18 protein-coding genes and 3 pseudogenes are annotated in these 16,990 nt (G+C 64.5%); 13 read left to right on the forward strand and 8 right to left on the reverse strand.

The annotated features are described in order from the left end of the window. Positions 1-4: 4 nt before the first annotated feature. The 5 genes and pseudogenes from DIZ22_RS03620 (at position 5) to DIZ22_RS21600 (ending at position 4,033) form a co-directional block, all read left to right on the forward strand. Complete coding sequence (locus DIZ22_RS03620; RefSeq protein ID WP_048939573.1) at positions 5-706, forward strand: glutamine amidotransferase; 702 nt, start codon at positions 5-7, stop codon at positions 704-706. 211 nt (positions 707-917) lie between these two features. Further along, positions 918-1,470: pseudogene (locus tag DIZ22_RS03625) on the forward strand (transposase). A gap of 751 nt (positions 1,471-2,221) precedes the next feature. Further along, complete coding sequence (locus tag DIZ22_RS03630; RefSeq protein ID WP_048939574.1) at positions 2,222-2,854, forward strand: NAD(P)H-dependent oxidoreductase; 633 nt, start codon at positions 2,222-2,224, stop codon at positions 2,852-2,854. Between the two features lie 134 nt (positions 2,855-2,988). Continuing rightward, complete coding sequence (locus DIZ22_RS03635; RefSeq protein ID WP_048939575.1) at positions 2,989-3,327, forward strand: hypothetical protein; 339 nt, start codon at positions 2,989-2,991, stop codon at positions 3,325-3,327. Positions 3,328-3,448: 121 nt separating this feature from the next. Beyond that, positions 3,449-4,033: a hypothetical protein gene (locus DIZ22_RS21600; RefSeq protein WP_137406109.1), complete on the forward strand. Its 585-nt coding sequence runs from the start codon at positions 3,449-3,451 to the stop codon at positions 4,031-4,033. A 51-nt stretch (positions 4,034-4,084) separates the two neighbouring features. Here DIZ22_RS21600 and DIZ22_RS03650 read toward each other — a convergent pair whose 3' ends face one another. Together DIZ22_RS03650 and DIZ22_RS03655 are read right to left on the reverse strand one after the other, a co-directional pair. Then, a complete protein-coding gene (locus tag DIZ22_RS03650; protein WP_048939578.1) occupies positions 4,085-4,807 on the reverse strand; it encodes a tetratricopeptide repeat protein in 723 nt (240 codons plus the stop codon). A gap of 218 nt (positions 4,808-5,025) precedes the next feature. Beyond that, the gene (locus DIZ22_RS03655; protein ID WP_048939579.1) at positions 5,026-5,640 is read right to left on the reverse strand and encodes an energy transducer TonB; all 615 of its coding nucleotides are present in this window, start codon (positions 5,638-5,640) and stop codon (positions 5,026-5,028) included. A gap of 182 nt (positions 5,641-5,822) precedes the next feature. Here DIZ22_RS03655 and DIZ22_RS03660 point away from each other — a divergent pair, with 182 nt between their 5' ends. After that, a complete protein-coding gene (locus DIZ22_RS03660) occupies positions 5,823-6,950 on the forward strand; it encodes a phage portal protein (protein WP_122927914.1) in 1,128 nt (375 codons plus the stop codon). Positions 6,951-7,193: 243 nt separating this feature from the next. Here DIZ22_RS03660 and DIZ22_RS21605 read toward each other — a convergent pair whose 3' ends face one another. Beyond that, positions 7,194-7,361, reverse strand: a complete 168-nt coding sequence (locus DIZ22_RS21605) for a hypothetical protein (RefSeq protein ID WP_004207814.1) — start codon at positions 7,359-7,361, stop codon at positions 7,194-7,196. A 113-nt stretch (positions 7,362-7,474) separates the two neighbouring features. On the opposite strand from DIZ22_RS21605, the gene DIZ22_RS22350 reads away from it, so the two are divergent. Next, positions 7,475-7,600: a hypothetical protein gene (locus DIZ22_RS22350; protein WP_272939639.1), complete on the forward strand. Its 126-nt coding sequence runs from the start codon at positions 7,475-7,477 to the stop codon at positions 7,598-7,600. On the opposite strand, the gene DIZ22_RS03665 is transcribed toward DIZ22_RS22350, so the two are convergent. Continuing rightward, the gene (locus DIZ22_RS03665; protein WP_048939634.1) at positions 7,601-7,927 is read right to left on the reverse strand and encodes a hypothetical protein; all 327 of its coding nucleotides are present in this window, start codon (positions 7,925-7,927) and stop codon (positions 7,601-7,603) included. Between the two features lie 56 nt (positions 7,928-7,983). On the opposite strand from DIZ22_RS03665, the gene DIZ22_RS03670 reads away from it, so the two are divergent. The 5 genes and pseudogenes from DIZ22_RS03670 (at position 7,984) to DIZ22_RS03685 (ending at position 11,115) form a co-directional block, all read left to right on the forward strand. Beyond that, positions 7,984-8,391, forward strand: coding sequence for a phage tail protein (locus DIZ22_RS03670; RefSeq protein ID WP_048939633.1), 408 nt, complete (start codon positions 7,984-7,986; stop codon positions 8,389-8,391). 184 nt (positions 8,392-8,575) lie between these two features. Next, positions 8,576-8,821 (forward strand): DUF2793 domain-containing protein, encoded by a 246-nt coding sequence (locus DIZ22_RS03675; RefSeq protein ID WP_240626852.1) that lies wholly within the window; start codon positions 8,576-8,578, stop codon positions 8,819-8,821. A gap of 182 nt (positions 8,822-9,003) precedes the next feature. Then, a pseudogene (locus DIZ22_RS03680) lies at positions 9,004-10,078 on the forward strand (OmpA family protein). A 208-nt stretch (positions 10,079-10,286) separates the two neighbouring features. Beyond that, on the forward strand, positions 10,287-10,565 hold the full coding sequence (locus tag DIZ22_RS21610) for a hypothetical protein (protein WP_164488845.1): 279 nt from the start codon (positions 10,287-10,289) through the stop codon (positions 10,563-10,565). A gap of 13 nt (positions 10,566-10,578) precedes the next feature. Continuing rightward, entirely contained in the window at positions 10,579-11,115 is a 537-nt protein-coding gene (locus tag DIZ22_RS03685; RefSeq protein WP_122927915.1) for a superoxide dismutase family protein, read from the forward strand. A gap of 24 nt (positions 11,116-11,139) precedes the next feature. Here the strand turns inward: DIZ22_RS03685 and thpR are convergent, their stop codons facing one another. The 3 genes and pseudogenes from thpR to DIZ22_RS03700 all read right to left on the reverse strand — a co-directional run bounded on the left by thpR (position 11,140) and on the right by DIZ22_RS03700 (position 13,347). Beyond that, positions 11,140-11,697 carry an RNA 2',3'-cyclic phosphodiesterase gene (gene thpR, locus DIZ22_RS03690; protein ID WP_048939629.1) on the reverse strand — a complete coding sequence of 186 codons (558 nt, stop codon included), beginning with the start codon at positions 11,695-11,697 and terminating at the stop codon, positions 11,140-11,142. A gap of 281 nt (positions 11,698-11,978) precedes the next feature. Beyond that, complete coding sequence (locus tag DIZ22_RS03695) at positions 11,979-12,161, reverse strand: hypothetical protein (RefSeq protein ID WP_199909676.1); 183 nt, start codon at positions 12,159-12,161, stop codon at positions 11,979-11,981. Between the two features lie 45 nt (positions 12,162-12,206). After that, positions 12,207-13,347, reverse strand: a pseudogene (locus DIZ22_RS03700) (IS3 family transposase). 469 nt (positions 13,348-13,816) lie between these two features. On the opposite strand from DIZ22_RS03700, the gene DIZ22_RS03705 reads away from it, so the two are divergent. After that, positions 13,817-15,175: a glycoside hydrolase family 27 protein gene (locus DIZ22_RS03705; RefSeq protein ID WP_048938881.1), complete on the forward strand. Its 1,359-nt coding sequence runs from the start codon at positions 13,817-13,819 to the stop codon at positions 15,173-15,175. Positions 15,176-15,292: 117 nt separating this feature from the next. On the opposite strand, the gene DIZ22_RS03710 is transcribed toward DIZ22_RS03705, so the two are convergent. Next, positions 15,293-16,960 carry a M28 family metallopeptidase gene (locus DIZ22_RS03710; protein ID WP_017502405.1) on the reverse strand — a complete coding sequence of 556 codons (1,668 nt, stop codon included), beginning with the start codon at positions 16,958-16,960 and terminating at the stop codon, positions 15,293-15,295. Positions 16,961-16,990: the final 30 nt, after the last annotated feature.

Here is a 16,990-nt window from a genome sequence, read left to right on the forward strand (position 1 = left end):
GGTAATGAAAAGAGCGTTGATCGTCCGACATGTGCCGCGCGAGGGTGCGGCAGGCTATCTCCAGCCGATCGAGGCGGCCGGCTATCAGATCGAGCGGATCGATGTGGCCAGCCCCGATTTCGCCGATATCGACCTGACCGAACCGGATCTGCTCATCATGATGGGCGGGCCGATGGGCGTTTATGAACAGGATGTGCATCCTTGGATCCCGGTGCAGATCGGCAAGCTTTCCGCGCGGCTGGCGGCGGACCGGCCGACGCTGGGCGTGTGCCTGGGCAGCCAGATGATCGCGGCGGCGCTCGGCGCGCGGGTCTATCCGGGTGGGCATATGGAACTGGGCTTTGCGCCGGTCAGCGTGAATGCGGCGGGGGCGGGGTCGCCGCTGCGCCATATCGACGGGGTGCCGGTGCTGCACTGGCATAGCGACACGTTCGACCTGCCTGATCAAGTCGAGTTGCTGGGATCGACCGATCGCTATGCGCATCAGGCTTTCCGGCGCGGGGCCAATCTGCTGGCGCTGCAATTCCACGCCGAAATGGGCGAGGATCCGCGTTTCGAGGATTGGCTGACCCATTTCTGGGCCGATCTGGACGTGGCCGGACAATGCGGCGTCGCGCTGCGGAAGGATCATGACGATCATGGGCCGGGCGCGGTGGCGGCGGGCCGGGCGATGATTGGCGAGTGGCTGGCGGGGATCAGGGTTTAAGGCGCTGGCGATCGTTTGCTGCAAGCGTTTGACTGCCTGATTAGCACTACTTTGGCAGAAATCGGATTTTTGGGATTCCTATTGCGCTGATTGCGTGATTCATGGCCCCACAGCTTTGACAGAGGCTACGATGGGCGTGGCTTTTCAAGCGGATGTTGCGCGTTGGCTCACCCCTTATCAGGAAGTCTTGGGTAACAAGACGCGGCGTCGAATGTGCCTAGCCTATATCGCCGGTCTGATCGGGCCCGGTGATCGCAAGAGCTCCCAGCACATGGTAGCTCGCTCGGACGCGATCCCTTATGACCGGCTTCATTATTTCATCGGGCTGGTCTGTAGGGCAGTGCCCGTTGGAAGCGACCTTGTGGAGCCAGGCGGATGAATTGGTCGGTGGCGATGGAGCCTGGGTAATCATTGACGACACCGCTTTGCCCAACAAGGGCAAGGCCTCGGTTGGCGTTGCGCCGCAATAGGCCATGCCGCTCGGCAAGAATGCCAACTGTCAGACGCTGGCTTCGAGCGAAGTTCCATTCATGCTGAGTTTGCGGCTGCTCCTGCCGGAAAGCTGGACGAGAGATGCCGCGCGCATGGACAAGTCGGACGTACCTGCTGCATTGCACAAATATCGCACCGAGCCCGAGATCGTGATCGAGGAGATCGACCGCATCGTTGCTGCCGGCGTGCGCTTCGGATGTGTGTTGGCCGACGCCGGTTATGAGCTATCGGCTCCGTTCCGGCAGGCGCTGAGTACACTTGCCCCTTGCTGAGTTGCCGGCATTCCCAGACACCAGAAGGTATATCCGGCCGAAGTGCCGCTGATCTTCCCGGTCGCAGGCCGCGGTCGCCCTCGGAGGCGGCTTGTGCCGGACGTCAAATTCATAGCTGCGCACGCGATGCTCGAACGCGCGAAGTGGAGGCAGGTCAGTTGGCGCAAGGAAACCCAAGGGCGGCTGACCGCTCCGCAGGGGCCCTGCACATGCCGGGTGAGTCGGTCCGCTTCTACAACCCACCTTGCCAGCAGTACGCTGCACCAATGCCCGCCGTTCACCGCAAGAGCACTGCCCTTACTGAGGATGCAGCCTGATCAGACACCCCAACAGACTTCTGCAAAAGTAGTGCTGGTTGTTAGCGAACCAAACGAATATGCCAACCCCAACAAGTCACACCAACTCCCAAGCCGTCAAGAACGCTAACGGCAGCATTCCAGCGGCGAGTTAGGAAAATGGCGCTTCCAAACGCTACAAAGAATATCGCTAATACGATTGTTACGGTTGCCATCGCACAAGATGTTGCAGCGCCGTACCATGCCCGCAATCAGAAATCGCGCTCGACAAATTCAGCAGCAAAAATGGTCACTTTTCAGGTCATCCTCGTCTTACCCGAGGGCGGAATAGGCCAAGGATGGGTGGTACAATATTTGGTTTCAATGTGAGATCTTTATTCCTGGGGCGGTGGGCGCTACATCGAAGCGTCATGGGCGGGGCTTAGGCTGGCGCCGTTGCAATATAAGGATTTCTCATGCTGATCGACCGTCTGAACTGGCGCTATGCCACCAAGAAGATGAACCCGGACAAGCTGGTGGCCGAGGACAAGGTGGAGCGCATCCTGGAGGCGGTGCGGCTGGCGCCGACGTCGAGCGGGTTGCAGCAGTTCGAGGTGATCGTCGTCACCAACAAGGAATTGCGGGCGAAGATCCGGGCGATCGCCTGGGACCAGGCGCAGGTGACCGATGCGTCGCATCTGGTCGTCTTTGCCGCCTGGGACAATTATACCGCCGACCGGATCAACGGCATGTTCGACCTGGTCAATGACGAGCGCGGTTTCCGCAACGAGGGTTGGGAAGCCTATCGCCAGATGCTGCTCAACACCTATCCGCAGCGCGACGCCCAGACCAATTTCGAGCATGCCGCGCGCCAGGCCTATGTCGGCCTTGGCATCGCGCTGACCGCCGCCGCCTTTGAAGAGGTGGATGCGACGCCGATGGAGGGCTTCGACCCGGCCGCGCTGGACGAGATACTGGACCTGCGGGCGCGCGGGCTGCGCTCGGTGGTGATGATGCCGCTGGGCTATCGCGCGGACGAGGGCGACTGGCTGGTCAATCTGAAGAAGGTGCGCCGCCCGGCCGCCGACTTCATTTCGCGCATCGATTGATGGCGCCCGGATAGGGATTAACCGCAATAGGCGGCGGTCCGTCACGGCCCCTATATGGGGCTGTGAACAAGGAGGATGGGCGCCGGAACAAGGCGCTCTCCTGCTTCGTTTCGCACCGATCAGGAGTGACGGACATGAAGATGGTCAGGATGATCGCGGCGGTGGCCGCTGTTACGATGGTCGCAACCCCGGTGCTGGCGGCAAGCCTGAACAGCAAGGATCGGGCGCGGGTGGCGCGGGCCGATCCGCGCGACCGCGACGATGTGCGCTATTGCCTGCTCCAGGGCAAGAAGGGCCGCGACAAGGGCACCGCGATCGGCGCGGGCGTGGGCGCGGGCGCGAGCATCATCGCCGGCGGCGGCGTGGGCGAGACGGTGCTGGCCGGCGCCGGCGGCGCAGCGGCGGGGCGGCTGATCGGCAAGGGATCGGGCACCAATTCCCGCTGCGACGAGGTGCTGCGGCGGAACAGATGAGATAGCGCCCATCGCCAGAAACGAGGCCCGGCCCCCTGAGGTGCCGGGCCTTTTTTGTCCTGCGAACAAAAGGATGGAAATTCACGCCCTCTATCGACAGGATGCCGGCAGGGGGATCATCATGTTCGACAGCATTGGGGTATTTCAGCGCCAGTTCACGCCGGTGGAGGGCGGTTATGCCTATTATCCGTCCCGCAAGGGTGGCGCCAAGTTCGTCAGCCCGGAGGAATATGCGGCGCTGGTTGCGCGCTGGCAGCGGGTTGCAGGTCGCCGGGGCATGTGGACGTCGACCGGCGTCATCATGGCGATCATCATCGTCTGGGTGACATTGTCGGAATGGCTGACGCTGCCTGACTGGACGCAGAATGTCATGACGACAGCCTGTGTGGTCGGCCTGATGGCCTGGATATATTATGCCAGTTTCGCGCCGCGGCGCTTGGTCAGGGGGGCGGCCGGATATCCTGCCGCCACGCCCGATGGCGCAGATGCGACGGGATGCCCGCGCGATGCTGAACTGGCGTTTCATCCTGTTTTCGCTGGGGTTCAGCGGGCTGATTTTCTGGGGCTGTGTCGCTGGCGGCGATCGCAGCTTCCGGGGCTGGGCCTGGATGCTCGGCAGTGGCGGGATGTTTGCCCTCTATATCTGGTTCGGCATCCGCAAGCTGATGGATCGGGCGCAATAGCCCCGCCAGATGCAAGGGCCTAAGGGCTCTCGGATCAGGTTCGGAATGACGACCTTTTTCTAAGACCGAAGCGTTTACAGATCGGCGGCCAGTGCGCGCAGGGCGGCGTGGGGCGAGGCGGCGAGATGGTCGCGCATCATGGTGCGGAAGGCGGGGGTGGCGCTGGTCGCGGCGGCCTGCATCCAGTGGGCGGCGGCGGCGATGCCGCCGGCCTCGGCGAGCAGTCGGCCATGGTTGAACTGGCCGCGAAAATCGCCGCCCTCCGCCGCGATGCGATAGCATTCGTCCGCGCGGTCCATGTCGCGGGGGAGGAGGCGGCCTTCCTCATGAAAGGCGCCGAGGAAATTGATCGACTTGGCATGGCCGAGGGCGGCGGCCTTCTGGAACCAGCCGAGCGCGGCCGCTTCATCCTTCGCGACGCCGGAGCCGAGGCCGAGCGCGCTGCCCCAATTATACATGCCCCAGTCGAGGCCGGATTCGGCTGCGCGGCGATAGCAGGCGGCGGCCGCGACCGGATCGACCGGCGTGCCCCAGCCCTTTTCATGGCAGCGGCCGACCATGTTGATCGCCATCACATGGCCCGACGCGGCGGCGAGGCCGAACTGGCGGAAGGCTTCGGCCGGGTCGGCGGCGACGCCCTGACCGTCGAGCAGCAACTGGCCATAATAGGCCTGGGCGTCGGGCAGGCCGGCATCGGCGCCGGCGCGGATCAGCGCGGCGGCAGATTCGGGGGATGCGGCGAGTTGTTCGCGCATCTGGTCGGCGGTCTGGGTGAGGAGGGGCGAGGGCGCGGTCATCAGGGCAGGTCTCTGGCTTGGATATTGCGACTGATTAGCAGGATGAGGTGGCGCTGGAAACAGGGTGGCAATATTTTGGGCGGGCGAGTCCGAAGGGCGTGCCCCTCTCCAAGTTTCGGTAGGCGGCTGGGCGCCGCCAACCTCCACTATCCTCTCCCCAAAGGGGCGAGGATTTTTTGCATAGGGGGATGCTCCGAAGCGGAGGGGGTGTCGGCCCTTTATCGATCCGTGAACCGAACCCAGGATTTTACCTCGGTTTCCCTTGGTCGGCCCTGGTCGTCGAGCGCCGGCAGATAGCGCTGGCCCATCGCCACGAGGCAGGCGGTGTCGTCATATCGGCGCGTGCCGGATGATTGGGTGATGCGGCAGGATCGGGGATGGCCGGTGGCGTCGAGCCGGACGGTATAATCGCTTTGCAGCGCGGTTGCTGCCTTGTCCGGGTCGCTTGCGATCGGCGCCTTGCCGTCGAGGGCGATCGGCGTGGCGCCACCCATGTCGCCCTGGAAAGTCGATGGTGCCGGCTCCCAGAACAGGCGGACGACCGGGATCGTCCCATCCTGACCATTTCTGTCCTTCACCGCTGCCATCCAGCCCATCTTCATCATGGCGAGCCGGCAGCTTGCCACGGCGATGGCGGTGCCGCCGACAATGGCCGAGGGGGTGCAATCCAGCTGGTCGCTGCCGGGGCGGCGCGTGATGCGGACGGTGGCGGCACCGGTCGATGCGGGCGGCAGGGCGACGAGCGCATAATCCTGGGTCGTGGGCAGGACGAGGGGCGTGACGACCGGCCCGCTGGCCTGGGCGAGTATGAGCAGGATCGGTGCAAGGGGCATGGGCGCAGATTTGATCGCTGCCTGGCTTTTATAAAGGCGGGTCGGTCCGCAAGGGCGTGCCCCCTCCAGGTTTCGGTAGGCGGCTGGCGCCGCTTTCCAGTTTTTGGCAGGCGGCTGGCGCCGCGGGCCTCCACTATCCTCTCCCTGGAGGGGCGAGGATCTTTGTTTATGGGGACGATCCGATGAAATGGTTCGGGATGAAGGCCGCTGGGGAAGCCGGGCGGCCGGTGCTGGCGCGGGCCTGGGGATCGGGCGCGGTGGCCTTGGGCGAATGGCCGGCCAGTTATGAGGCGCAGCTGCGCGCCGGGGTGATCGGCAATCCGGTGGCGCAGCGGGCGATGCGGCTGGTGTCCGAAGGGGCGGGGGCGTGCGTGCTGAAGGTCGGCGGGGTGGATGGTGCGGCGGCGGCGCGGATCGGGGCGCTGGTGGCGCGGGCGTCGGCGGGGCAGGGCCTGATCGAGACGCTGGCCAGCCATGTGCTGCTGCACGGCAATGGCTATGTGCAGGTGATTGCGGGCGCGGATGGGATGCCGGCCGAGCTGTTCGCGCTGCGACCCGAGCGGGTGAGCGTGGAGGCGGATGCGCGCGGCTGGCCCGCCGCCTATCTCTATCGCGTGGGCGAGAGCGTGACCCGGCTGTCGCCCGAGGATGGCGCGGGGCGGACCAGCCTGCTCCATATCCGCGCGCTCCATCCGCTCGACGATCATTATGGCCTGGGCTGTGTCGGCGCGGCGGCGGGGGCGGTGGCGATCCACAATGCCGCGACGGTGTGGAACAAGGCGCTGCTCGACAATGCGGCGCGGCCTTCGGGCGCGATGGTCTATGCGCCGGGCGACGGATCGGTGTTGAGCCCGGAACAGTTTGAGCGGGTGCGGCGCGAGATGGAGGCGGCGTTCAGCGGCGCGGCCAATGCCGGGCGGCCGATGCTGCTGGAGGGCGGGCTCGACTGGCGGGCGATGAGCCTGTCGCCGGCCGAGATGGACTTTGTGGGATTGAAGGCGGCGGCTGCGCGGGAGATCGCGCTGGCCTTTGGCGTGCCGCCGATGCTGATGGGGCTGCCGGGCGACAATAGCTACGCCAATTATCGCGAGGCGAACAAGGCGCTGTGGCGGCAGACGATATTGCCGCTGGTCGGCAAGATCGGCGCGGGACTGGCGCAGGGATTGCAGGGCTGGTGGCCGGGACTGAGCCTGGTGACGGATCTGGACGCGGTACCGGCGCTGTCGGACGAGCGCGCGGCGCTGTGGGAGCGGGTGGCGGGGGCGGACTTCCTCTCTGCGGAAGAGAAGAAGGCGATGCTGGGCATTTGAAGTTCGCGCGGAGACGCGGAGGCGCGGAGATTTTTGTGCTGCGCCTGCGGCGGCTCTTTTCTCTTCTCCGCGTCTTCGCGGCTCCGCGTGAACCTTGTTTGTCTTTCTTCTAGCGCTGGCAACTGCCCTGTGCGGTCCAGCGGCCGCCGCTGTCGAGGCAGCGATCCTGCGCGAGCCAGTCGCTTTGCCAGAGGCAGAGGGCGGCGGCGATCAGGACCAGCAGTGCGCCGAGCAGCGCCCGCTTCACAGGGGCTGGGCGAGGCTGTCGAGACGGCAGAAGCCGTTGTCCATGTTCCAGCTGCCGCCCTGCAACAGGCAGTCGCCGGCGCGGAACAGGCCGAAATGCCAGGCGATGAGGCCGAGCGCGAGGATGACGAGGGCGATCAGCAATTTGCGAGGGGTGCGCTTCATGCGGGCCCAGATAGAGGCGCGCGGCGCCCAAGGGAAGGCGGAACCATGAAAGAGGAGATGCTGGCGCGGCTGGTGGCGCAGGCCGAGGGCGCAGGGCTGCCGGCTGCTGGGCGGTGCGGATCGTCACCGCCAGCCTGTTGCGGTCGCGGATCGCCCGGACGGGCACGCGCGGCGAAGGCGGCTGGCTGGCGGTGGCGGATTACCGCATTCGCGTGGTGCGCGAGGCTATCGGCGCCTGATCAGGTGCCGGGCTTATTATATTCCTCATATTCGCCGATGATCTTGTCGACATATTCGGACACCTGATCGTCGGCATCGGCCTGCGCATCCTTGTCCGACATGCCGTCGGCCTTGTCCTGCGCGAGTATCGCGGCGCGGAAGGCGGCTTCCTTGTCGGCGCAGGCCGTCTTCAACTGACCCTGAAATTCGCCGAGCGGCACCTTCTTGTCGAGCGAGGGCTGGACCTGGGCCGAGAGGCAGCCGGCAAAAGCCTTGCGGGCGGCGCCGATGGCGTCGGCCGACGGCGCGGCCGCGAGCATCATCAGAAGGGGAGCAACCACGAGCATCAGACCTCTCCTTTAATCCGCGTTTTAGAACGCTTTGTCTGACGGGAGAATGCGCCATGGGCGTCGAAAAAGGAAGTGCGTTTCTGTTGAAGGTGGGAAATGGCAACGTCCCGGCAACATATGAGACGGTGGCCGGGATGCGCACCACCCAGCTGTCGGTGAATGGCGAGGCGGTCAACATCACCAGCAAGGATTCGGGCGGCTGGCGCGAGCTGCTGTCGGGCGCGGGGATGCGATCGGTCAGCGTGTCGGCGGCCGGCATCTTCACCGGATCGGCGGCCGAAATCCGGGTGCGCAATCATGCGCTGGCGGGCACGATCGAAGATTATGAGCTAAGTTTCGAGAGCGGCGAGCGGATGCGCGGCCGCTTCCTGGTGACGCGGCTCGACTATGCCGGCGACTATAATGGCGAGCGCAACTATGCGCTGAGCCTGGAAAGCAGCGGCGCGGTGGTGAGCGAATGAGCGGCGGGGCTCGAAAGGCCGCCGGGCGATGGCGCCGTCTGGGGAGATGACGGATCGCCCTGTCGGCACTGGACGAGATTGCCGCGAGTTCGCTGCGATCGATCGTGGCGGCTGGGGCGAGCGGTGCCTGGGCCGGGCGGGAGGAGCATGTTGCCGGCTGGACAGAGGGGGGGGGCGCTTCGTCGTGCCGAAGGCCGGATTGCGGCTGGCGGTGGCGGATCGCGGCCATGCCATGGTGCATGACGGTACGGCATGGCGGGATGATGCGGTGCGCAGCGAGGGATTTTATGTCGCCGGCCAGCAAATTGTTGGCGCACGCCAGCCCGCGATCGCCGGGCCGGCCGGTGGAACGATCGTCGATAGCGAGAGTCGTGGCGCAATTGCCGCGATATTGGCGGTTTTGCAGGGGCATGGACTGATCTCCATGTAATTCTGGAGTATCGGCGATCTTTTCATGGAGAGGGGTAGGTATTAGCTTGGAGGCGAGCCTAGGGGATGTCCCTACTGCGTTATTTTTGCAACGGTTTCACGAATTGTGGACTTGCCATGAAACCTTCTTGCCGATACATGGTTTCAGCAGTCCTTCGTGACACTTTTGAAAGGGGAATTCAAATGCGGAAGCTTGCCCTCGCGGCTGCGCTTGCGACCAGTGCCCTGGCCACCCCGGCCTTGGCGCGCGACAACAGCTGGTATGTCGGCGTCGACGCCGGCGTGATGATCGTTGAAGATCAGGACATCACCTTCACCCCCGGTAATGCTGGCGCCGCCAGCAACACCGTGTCGGCTGACCACCACAAGGGTTATGATTTCGACGCGAATATCGGTTACGACTTCGGTGGCTTCCGCCTCGAAGCCGAAGCTGCTTACAAGCGCGCCAAGGTCGACCTCGACAAGAGCGGCTTCGGCGGCGCTTCGTCGGCTCTCTCGTTCATGCTGAACGGCCTGCTCGACTTCGGTCCCGATGATGGCCTGCAGGGCTTCGTCGGCGGCGGTGTCGGCGTGTCGCGTGGCAAGCTGGCCAACGACCTGGTGAACGACAGCGACACCGGTTTCGCCTGGCAGGCGATCGCCGGCGTGCGTTACCCGGTGACCAACAACCTCGACGTCTCGCTGAAGTATCGCTACTTCAACCAGGACGACATCAAGCTCATCCCGGCCTACACCACCATTGGTGGCCCCGCCGGTTCGAGCGTGGACAGCAAGCTGCGTACCCACAGCCTGCTGCTCGGCCTGACCTACAACTTCGGCGCTCCGGTTGAAGCGGCTCCGCCGCCCCCGCCGCCCCCCCGCCCCCCCGCCGCCGCCGCCGCCTCCGCCGCCCCCGCCGGCGCCGGAATGCTCGCCTGGGCCGTACATTGTCTTCTTCGAATGGGACAAGTCGGACATCACGCCTGATGCCGCCACCATTCTGGACAACGCGGTTTCGGCCTACAGCGCTTGCGGCAACGCCCAGGTCATGCTGGCCGGTCACGCTGACCGTTCGGGTGCAGCCTCGTACAACGTTGGTCTGTCGCAGCGTCGCGCTGACGCTGCCAAGGCTTATCTCGCCTCGAAGGGTATCCCTGACGGCGTGATGACCACCCAGGCCTTCGGTGAATCGAAGCCGCGCGTCGACACCGCGGACGGCGTTCGCGAAGTCCAGAACCGTCGCGTGGAAATCAGCTACGGTCCGGGTTCGGGTCAGTAAGAACTTTCCGTCCTTCGGGATGGAATATGAAGAGGGGCCGATCGCAAGATCGGCCCCTTTTTCTTGTCCTGCGTTGCACGTGCTGGCCTGTCGCACGTTGCTCTGTCACGTGCTGGGGCCTGCCGCGATCCGGGCTGAACGGATATCTGGCCGGCGTGTCATGTGCCTTGATGCCGGACAGCGTGGACGATCGACATATGGGCGGTTGATGATGTCTGCGCTCATGGCCGGCCAGCTAATTGCAGGGGCGAGGCCGATAACGCTGTGGTCTGGATTGCTACCGGGCTTCGGCCTGATACGTGACGCATCGTGGTTTCAGGCTATTGCCTGCGGATGGCGCCTTTGGGGCGGTGAAGGAGGGGTGTCAGGACGGATGCCATGCTATCTCCCTGCTTTTATTGCGAACGATATGCAGAAGGGGCATGACAAACCGGATCGGATCGGCAACAAAGACGCGTCTGCCGCGTTCGCGCAGTTGTTTCCGTGATCGGGAGTTTGCCATGAAGACCGCCGCCCTGTTCCTTGCCCTGCCTCTGCTCGCTGCCGTGACGGCCTGTGCCGCGACCAGCCAGAGCGCGCCCGCCGCGCCGACCGCCAAGGCCAAGCTGGCCGCTGGCGATGGCAGCGCGCGCGGCACCGCCGTGGTGACCCAGGCAGGCGATGGCCTGCATGTCGTGGTCAAGGCGCAGGGGCTGACGCCGGGCATCCACGCGGTGCATATCCACACTACCGGCGTCTGCACGGGGCCGGACTTCACCAGCGCGGGTGGCCATTGGAACCCGACCAGCCATCAGCATGGCAAGGATAATCCGCAGGGCATGCATATGGGCGACATGCCCAACATGCAGGCCAAGCCCGACGGCAGCGGCGAGATCGAATATGTGGTGCCGGGCGGCACGATCAGCGACGGCGCGACGCCGCTGCTGGATGGCGATGGCGCGGCCATCGTGATCCATGCCCAGGCCGACGACTACAAGAGCGACCCGACCGGCAATGCGGGCGGCCGCGTCGCCTGTGGTGTGCTGAGCGTTGGCTGAGGCCTGATTGCCCCGGCGTCCGCGTCAATCGTCGCGGGCGCCGGGATGACCGTCTGCGCGATAGGTTTCGACCGCGTGATAGCTCGAGCCGGCATGGCCGAGCCGGCTTTCATAGAGGCTGAATTCGTCCACGGTGAAGGCGGGCGATACAAGGCCGGCGTGCAGCGCGAGGAAAGGCGCGATATCGCCGCCGTGCCGGCTGAAGCGGGCGAGGGTGATGTGCGGCAGATAGGCGCGGGCTTCGGGCGCGATGCCGGTCGATGTGCAGGCGCGATCCACCTTGGCATGAAGATGGGCGAGCGGATCGCGCGGCTGCACCCCGGCCCATAATGTGTCGACCACGCCGCGCCGATCGAAATAGCCGGCGCCGGCGAGCGCGATGGCGAACGGCTGGAAGCGGACGCCGGCGAGCGCATCGGCAATATCATCCGCCTGATGGCGATCCACTTGCCCGATGAAGCGCAGGGTCAGGTGCAACTGGCCATCATCCTGCCAACGCGCGCCGGGAACGCCGGCCATCTGGGCCAGAAGCTGGCTGCGGATCGTGGCAGGCGGACGGATGGCGACGAACAGGCGGTGCATGAGGAGTAGATAGGGAGAAAGGGGGCTTGCGGATAGGGGCGGGGTGGCGCGGGAGAATGGGCGCAATGTCGGCGTCGCGCTTTGACGGCTGACGACCACAAGATGACTTTCCTCCCCGGAACGGGGAGGTGGCAGCGCGAAGCGCTGACGGAGGGGCAAGTGCCTATTAGTGCTGCGCTAGCCGGCCTGTGCCCCTCCACCACTCGCTGCGCGAGTGGTCCCCTCTCCGTGCCGGGGAGGAATGTCTTGTTCCCACCCCTAATTGCCTCTGACACGGCAAATCATCGATGTTTGAAGGTCCAGCTTCGATCTTCGGCTTCCTCTCCGTTGATGAGATATTGCATTTGATGGGTTTCACCGTTCGGCCAGGCGACGAGTTCGTGATCGTTGATGAAATCAATGGTGATGGCGTCCCCATTTTCGGAGGCATCCCATATAAGCGTTAGCCTGTCGCCCGGCTCCAACTCAAAGCATTCCGGCCATGGTTCGACTGAGTAGCCCCTAGTTTTCTAGACGCCTTCTGCTTTCAGAATCTGCTGCCGTTCGAACTGGTTGGGTGACAGCATCCCGTTCCTGATCTGCTTGCGCACCGGGTTGTAGAACATCTCGATGTAATCGAACACATCCTGCCGGGCTTCATCGCGTGTTTTGTAGGTACGGCGCCGAATGCGCTCACGCTTGAGCGAGGAGAAGAAGCTCTCGGCGACGGCGTTGTCATGGCAGTTGCCGCGCCGGCTCATCGAATGCTCAAGATTGTGAGCCCGGATGAAGGCCGCCCAGTCCATGCTGGTGAACTGCGAGCCCTGATCCGAGTGGATCAGCACCCGTTGCTTCGGTTTGCGCCGCCATACCGCCATGTGCAGCGCCTGCAGCACCGCATCGGTGGTCTGCCTGCTCTGCATCGACCAACCCACCACGCGGCGGGAATAGAGATCAATCACGACGGCCAGATAGGCAAAGCCCTCCAGGGTCCGGATGTAGGTGATGTCTGTCACCCAGGCCCTGTCGGGTGCGGCCACGTCGAACTGGCGATCCAGAGTGTTGTCGACCGCCAGGGACGGCTTGCCGCCATAGCTCCCCGGTCGGCGCTTGTAGCCGACCTGCGCCTTGATACCCGCCAGCCTGGTCAGCCGGGCAACGCGGTTCGGGCAGCAGGTCTCGCCCTGATCCAGCAGGTCGTCGTGCAGCTTGCGGTAGCCATAGACCTTGCCGCTGTCGTTCCAGGCTTGCCGGATCAACTCTGTCTGCCGAGCATCTTCCTGGGCCCGCGTGCTCAGTGGGCTCTTCTGCCAAGCATAGAAACCGCTGGGCTGGATGCGCAGACACCGACACATCGATCGAACCCCGAACTGGTCACGATGCTCGGCGACAAATGCGTATCTCACTTTGCATCCCTGGCGAAATACGCGGTGGCTTTTTTTAGGATGTCGCGCTCCTCGGTCACCCGGGCCAGCTCGCGCTTCAGCTGGCGGATCTCGGCATCCTTGCTGGCATCGCCAGACACCACCTCGCCAGTTGTCGCTTCCAAGCATACAGCGAATGCTGACTGACGCCGAGCCGCTCAGATACCTCCGCTACCGGATACCCTCGCTCGGTGATCTGCGCCACCGCATCACGCTTGAACTCATCGCTGAAATTGGGCTTCCCCATCGTCGTCTCCTGTCCTCAAAATTAGGATAGAAGGCGTCCAGAAATCTAGGGGCTACTCAGACCGATACATAAATCGGGCCTTCCTTGCGGTTTGCGAAGCTATGCTGGGTCTGCGCCATGAGCAGGGCATAAAACGCCTATCGCCTGGTGCCAAGCGTCAGCTTGTCTCTGTTCTCTATCGTAAGCAGCCATTCCGCAACCCACCCAACTCCGTCATCCAGCGAAGTCGAAGCGAGGCGCGTGCCTCGCTTCGAGGATCTCACTGCCTTCTGGGTTCTGAGAAGAACAGAGAGATGCCAGCCTTCGCTGGCATGACGAAATAGGGAAGTGTCCGCTAGCCGCTCATCTTGGTCTTTTGATGGGTGGCGCACTTGTCCAGGCGGCTTGGAGCCGGATGTCTCGACAGGCTCGAAACGAACGGCTGTTGCTATTTTTGTCGCCTTCCTATTAACTCCGACAAATGATGAGGATGACATGGAAGGCTAGCCGCCGCGATATGCTCGCGGGCGGTGTGGCGGGGCTTGCGGCTGCTGGCGCAGTGCGGGCGGGGGCAGCTCCGGCGGAAGCGGGAAAAGCGGTGCTGGCGCCGCGTCCGCCGATGGGGTGGAATAGCTGGAACAGCTTTGCCACCACCATTACCGAGGCGCAGGCGCGCGAGACCGCGGGGATCATGGCGGAAAAGCTGCTGCCCTTCGGCTATGACATCTTCACCGTGGACATTCAGTGGTATGAGCCCGAGGCGTCGAGCTATACCTACAACGCCAAGCCCAGGCCGGCGATGGACGGCTATGGCCGGATGATCCCGGCGCCCAATCGCTTCCCGTCCAGCGCCGGCGGCAAGGGCTTCATCCAGCTTGCCAAGGATGTGCATGCGCTCGGCATGAAATTCGGCATCCATGTGATGCGCGGCATCCCGCGCGCGGCAGTGGAACAGAATCTGCCGATATTGGGGACGAAATATCATGCGGCGGACATTGCCGACAGGAAGAGCATCTGTAGCTGGAACCCGGACATGTATGGCGTCGACATGACGCGGCCGGGCGCGCAGGCCTATTATGACAGTATTTTCCGCCTCTATGCCGACTGGGGCGTCGATTTCGTCAAGATGGACGATATGAGCCGGCCCTATGATGCCCATGCGGCGGAGATCGAGGCGGCGCACAAGGCGATCGTTGCGACCGGGCGGCCGATCATTCTGAGCCTCTCGCCCGGCGAGACGCCGGTGATGCGCGGCGATCATGTCCGCAAATATGCGCAGATGTGGCGCATTTCCGATGATTTCTGGGATGACTGGGCGATGCTGGAGGCGCAGTTTACGCGGCTGGAGAATTGGACGCCCTATCGCGGGCCGGGATCATGGCCGGATGCGGACATGCTGCCGCTGGGACGGCTGGCGCTGGGCGAACGCGACACCCGCTTCACCCCGGACGAGCAGCGGACGCTGATGACCCTGTGGGCGATCGCGCGGTCGCCGCTGATCATGGGCGGCGATCTGCGGCATCTGGATGCGGCGACGTTGGCGCTGCTGACCAACAAGGAGGTGATCGCGGTTAATCAGGCGAGCACCGACAATCAGCCCCATTATATCGAGGATGGCGGGCGCATCTGGTCGGCGAAGGCGGAAGGGAGCGCGGATCGCTATGTCGCCTTGTTCAACGTCAGCGACAAGCCACGCGAGGTCTGGATCAGGCTGCGCGATCTGGGGCTGAACGCTCCGGTGGCGGTGCGCGACCTGTGGGCCGGGCAGGCCCTGGGGCAGCAGGCGGACCGGATATCGGTGACGCTGCCGCCGCATGGGGCGGGCCTGTATCGGTTGAGTGCTGCATAAGTATCTCCCCTCCCTTTCAAGGGAGGGGATCAAGGGGTGGGTGGCGAACGAAGTGAGCCTCCTGCGGAGGCACCCACCCCCGGCCCCTCCCTTGAAAGGGAGGGGAGTAGAAGGGGATTACTTCCGGACCGCCGCGCTCTTGTCGCGGATGGCCTTGAATTCCGAGCCGGCCTTCCATTCGGGCCAGCGGGCCGAAAAGGCGAGGTCGCGGCCGATGTCATACATCAGGTCCACGTCCTGCGCGGCGCCGTCCAGCTTCCATGTATCGTCGACCGCGTCGCAGGCCTGGTGATAGCATTTGCCGGTATAGGCATCGATCCAGGCCTGGCCGGCGGCGCGGCCGCCATCGATCATGTCGGATGCGCCGGCGAGGCCCATCATCAGCAGCACGGGCACGCCGCGCTTGGCCATGGAGAAATGGTCGGCACGGTAGAAGAGGCCGCGTTCGGGCAGGCTTTCCTGGGTGATGACGCGACCCTGCTTGGCCGCGAACTTGGCGAGATCGTCCTCGAGCACATTCTGGCCCTTGCCGATCAGGATCACGTCCTTGGCCTTGCCGGCGGTCTGGAGCACGTCGATGGTGAGGTTCGCGACCGTCTTGTCGAGCGGGTAGAGCGGGTTCTGGGCGTAAAATTCCGATCCCAGCAGGCCGCGCTCCTCCGCCGTCCAGGCGGCAAAGACGATCGAGCGGTCGGGGGTGGGGCCGGCCTTGAAGATACGGGCGATTTCGAACAGGCCGGCCATGCCGAGCGCGTCGTCATTGGCGCCGGCACGATAGATGCGGCCCTGCGCGTCGGGCGCGCCCTTGCCATAGGCGTCCCAATGGGCGCCATACATGACGGTTTCGTCCGGGCGCTTAGCGCCGGGGATGCGGGCGATGACATTGGCGCTCTTGACCACTTCCTGGGTGACCGGGAAGGCGGCGGAGAAGCTGGCACCCTTGAGTTCGACCGGCTTGAATTTCGCTGAGCGGGCCTGCTTGCGCAGCGCGGCCAGATCCTGACCGGCGCCGGCGAAGAGGGCCTTTGCCGCCTCGCCCTCGACCCAGCCCTGCACCTGCAGGCTGGTCAGCTTGTCGGCCGGGCGGACAAGGTCGTAATTCTCGCCGCCGGGGCTGACGACGACGTTCCAGCCATAGCCGGCGCCCGGCGTGTCATGGACGATCAGCGCGCCGATCGCGCCGTGGCGGGCGGCTTCCTCGAACTTGTAGGTCCAGCGGCCATAATAGGTCATGGTCTTGCCGCCGAACTTGCCGAACGGGTCTTCGCCCTTCGCGGCTTCAAAGTCCGGGTCGTTGATCAGGAAGACGGCGATCTTGCCTTTCAGGTCCACGCCTTTGAAATCGTCCCAGCCGCGTTCGGGAGCGGATACGCCATAGCCGACAAAGACCATCGGCGCATTGGCGACGGCGACCTTGTCCTTGGGCTGGAGGGTGGAGAGATAAACCTGCTTGCCGAAGGTCCAGGGGGTGGCGGCGCCATTTTGCGCGACCGACAGGCTTTCCGACTGGCCAAGGCGGGTGTGGAGCAGCGGCACGGTCTGCACCCACTGGCCGTCCGGGCCACCCGGCTCCAGCCCCAGCTGCTCGAAGCGGGCGACGAGATAGCCGATCGTGCGCTCTTCCCCCACGGTGCCGGGCGCGCGGCCCTCGAACAGGTCGGACGCCATGGTGCGAACCGACTGTTCCAGCTTGGCCGGATCGGTTTTCGCCGGGTCGGTCTGGGCATTGGCGGGGAAGGACAGGGTGGCAAGGCCGAGGGCCAGGAGGGGGAGGGCGTGTTTCATCCCCGTGCCTTAACCCCCGCACAGGGCGGG

Origin of the sequence: Sphingobium sp. LF-16 (assembly GCF_003711185.1) — a bacterium.
GTDB classification, from domain to species: Bacteria; Pseudomonadota; Alphaproteobacteria; order Sphingomonadales; family Sphingomonadaceae; genus Sphingobium; species Sphingobium yanoikuyae_A.

What these genes read in the sequence shown, in the direction of transcription:
- DIZ22_RS03620 (WP_048939573.1), top strand. Translation starts at nt 5, where the DNA reads ATGAAAAGAGCGTTGATCGTCCGACATGTGCCGCGCGAGGGTGCGGCA.
- DIZ22_RS03630 (WP_048939574.1), top strand. Translation starts at nt 2,222, where the DNA reads ATGCTGATCGACCGTCTGAACTGGCGCTATGCCACCAAGAAGATGAAC.
- DIZ22_RS03635 (WP_048939575.1), top strand. Translation starts at nt 2,989, where the DNA reads ATGAAGATGGTCAGGATGATCGCGGCGGTGGCCGCTGTTACGATGGTC.
- DIZ22_RS21600 (WP_137406109.1), top strand. Translation starts at nt 3,449, where the DNA reads ATGTTCGACAGCATTGGGGTATTTCAGCGCCAGTTCACGCCGGTGGAG.
- DIZ22_RS03650 (WP_048939578.1), bottom strand. Translation starts at nt 4,807, where the DNA reads ATGACCGCGCCCTCGCCCCTCCTCACCCAGACCGCCGACCAGATGCGC.
- DIZ22_RS03655 (WP_048939579.1), bottom strand. Translation starts at nt 5,640, where the DNA reads ATGCCCCTTGCACCGATCCTGCTCATACTCGCCCAGGCCAGCGGGCCG.
- DIZ22_RS03660 (WP_122927914.1), top strand. Translation starts at nt 5,823, where the DNA reads ATGAAATGGTTCGGGATGAAGGCCGCTGGGGAAGCCGGGCGGCCGGTG.
- DIZ22_RS21605 (WP_004207814.1), bottom strand. Translation starts at nt 7,361, where the DNA reads ATGAAGCGCACCCCTCGCAAATTGCTGATCGCCCTCGTCATCCTCGCG.
- DIZ22_RS03665 (WP_048939634.1), bottom strand. Translation starts at nt 7,927, where the DNA reads ATGCTCGTGGTTGCTCCCCTTCTGATGATGCTCGCGGCCGCGCCGTCG.
- DIZ22_RS03670 (WP_048939633.1), top strand. Translation starts at nt 7,984, where the DNA reads ATGGGCGTCGAAAAAGGAAGTGCGTTTCTGTTGAAGGTGGGAAATGGC.
- DIZ22_RS21610 (WP_164488845.1), top strand. Translation starts at nt 10,287, where the DNA reads ATGATGTCTGCGCTCATGGCCGGCCAGCTAATTGCAGGGGCGAGGCCG.
- DIZ22_RS03685 (WP_122927915.1), top strand. Translation starts at nt 10,579, where the DNA reads ATGAAGACCGCCGCCCTGTTCCTTGCCCTGCCTCTGCTCGCTGCCGTG.
- thpR (WP_048939629.1), bottom strand. Translation starts at nt 11,697, where the DNA reads ATGCACCGCCTGTTCGTCGCCATCCGTCCGCCTGCCACGATCCGCAGC.
- DIZ22_RS03705 (WP_048938881.1), top strand. Translation starts at nt 13,817, where the DNA reads ATGACATGGAAGGCTAGCCGCCGCGATATGCTCGCGGGCGGTGTGGCG.
- DIZ22_RS03710 (WP_017502405.1), bottom strand. Translation starts at nt 16,960, where the DNA reads ATGAAACACGCCCTCCCCCTCCTGGCCCTCGGCCTTGCCACCCTGTCC.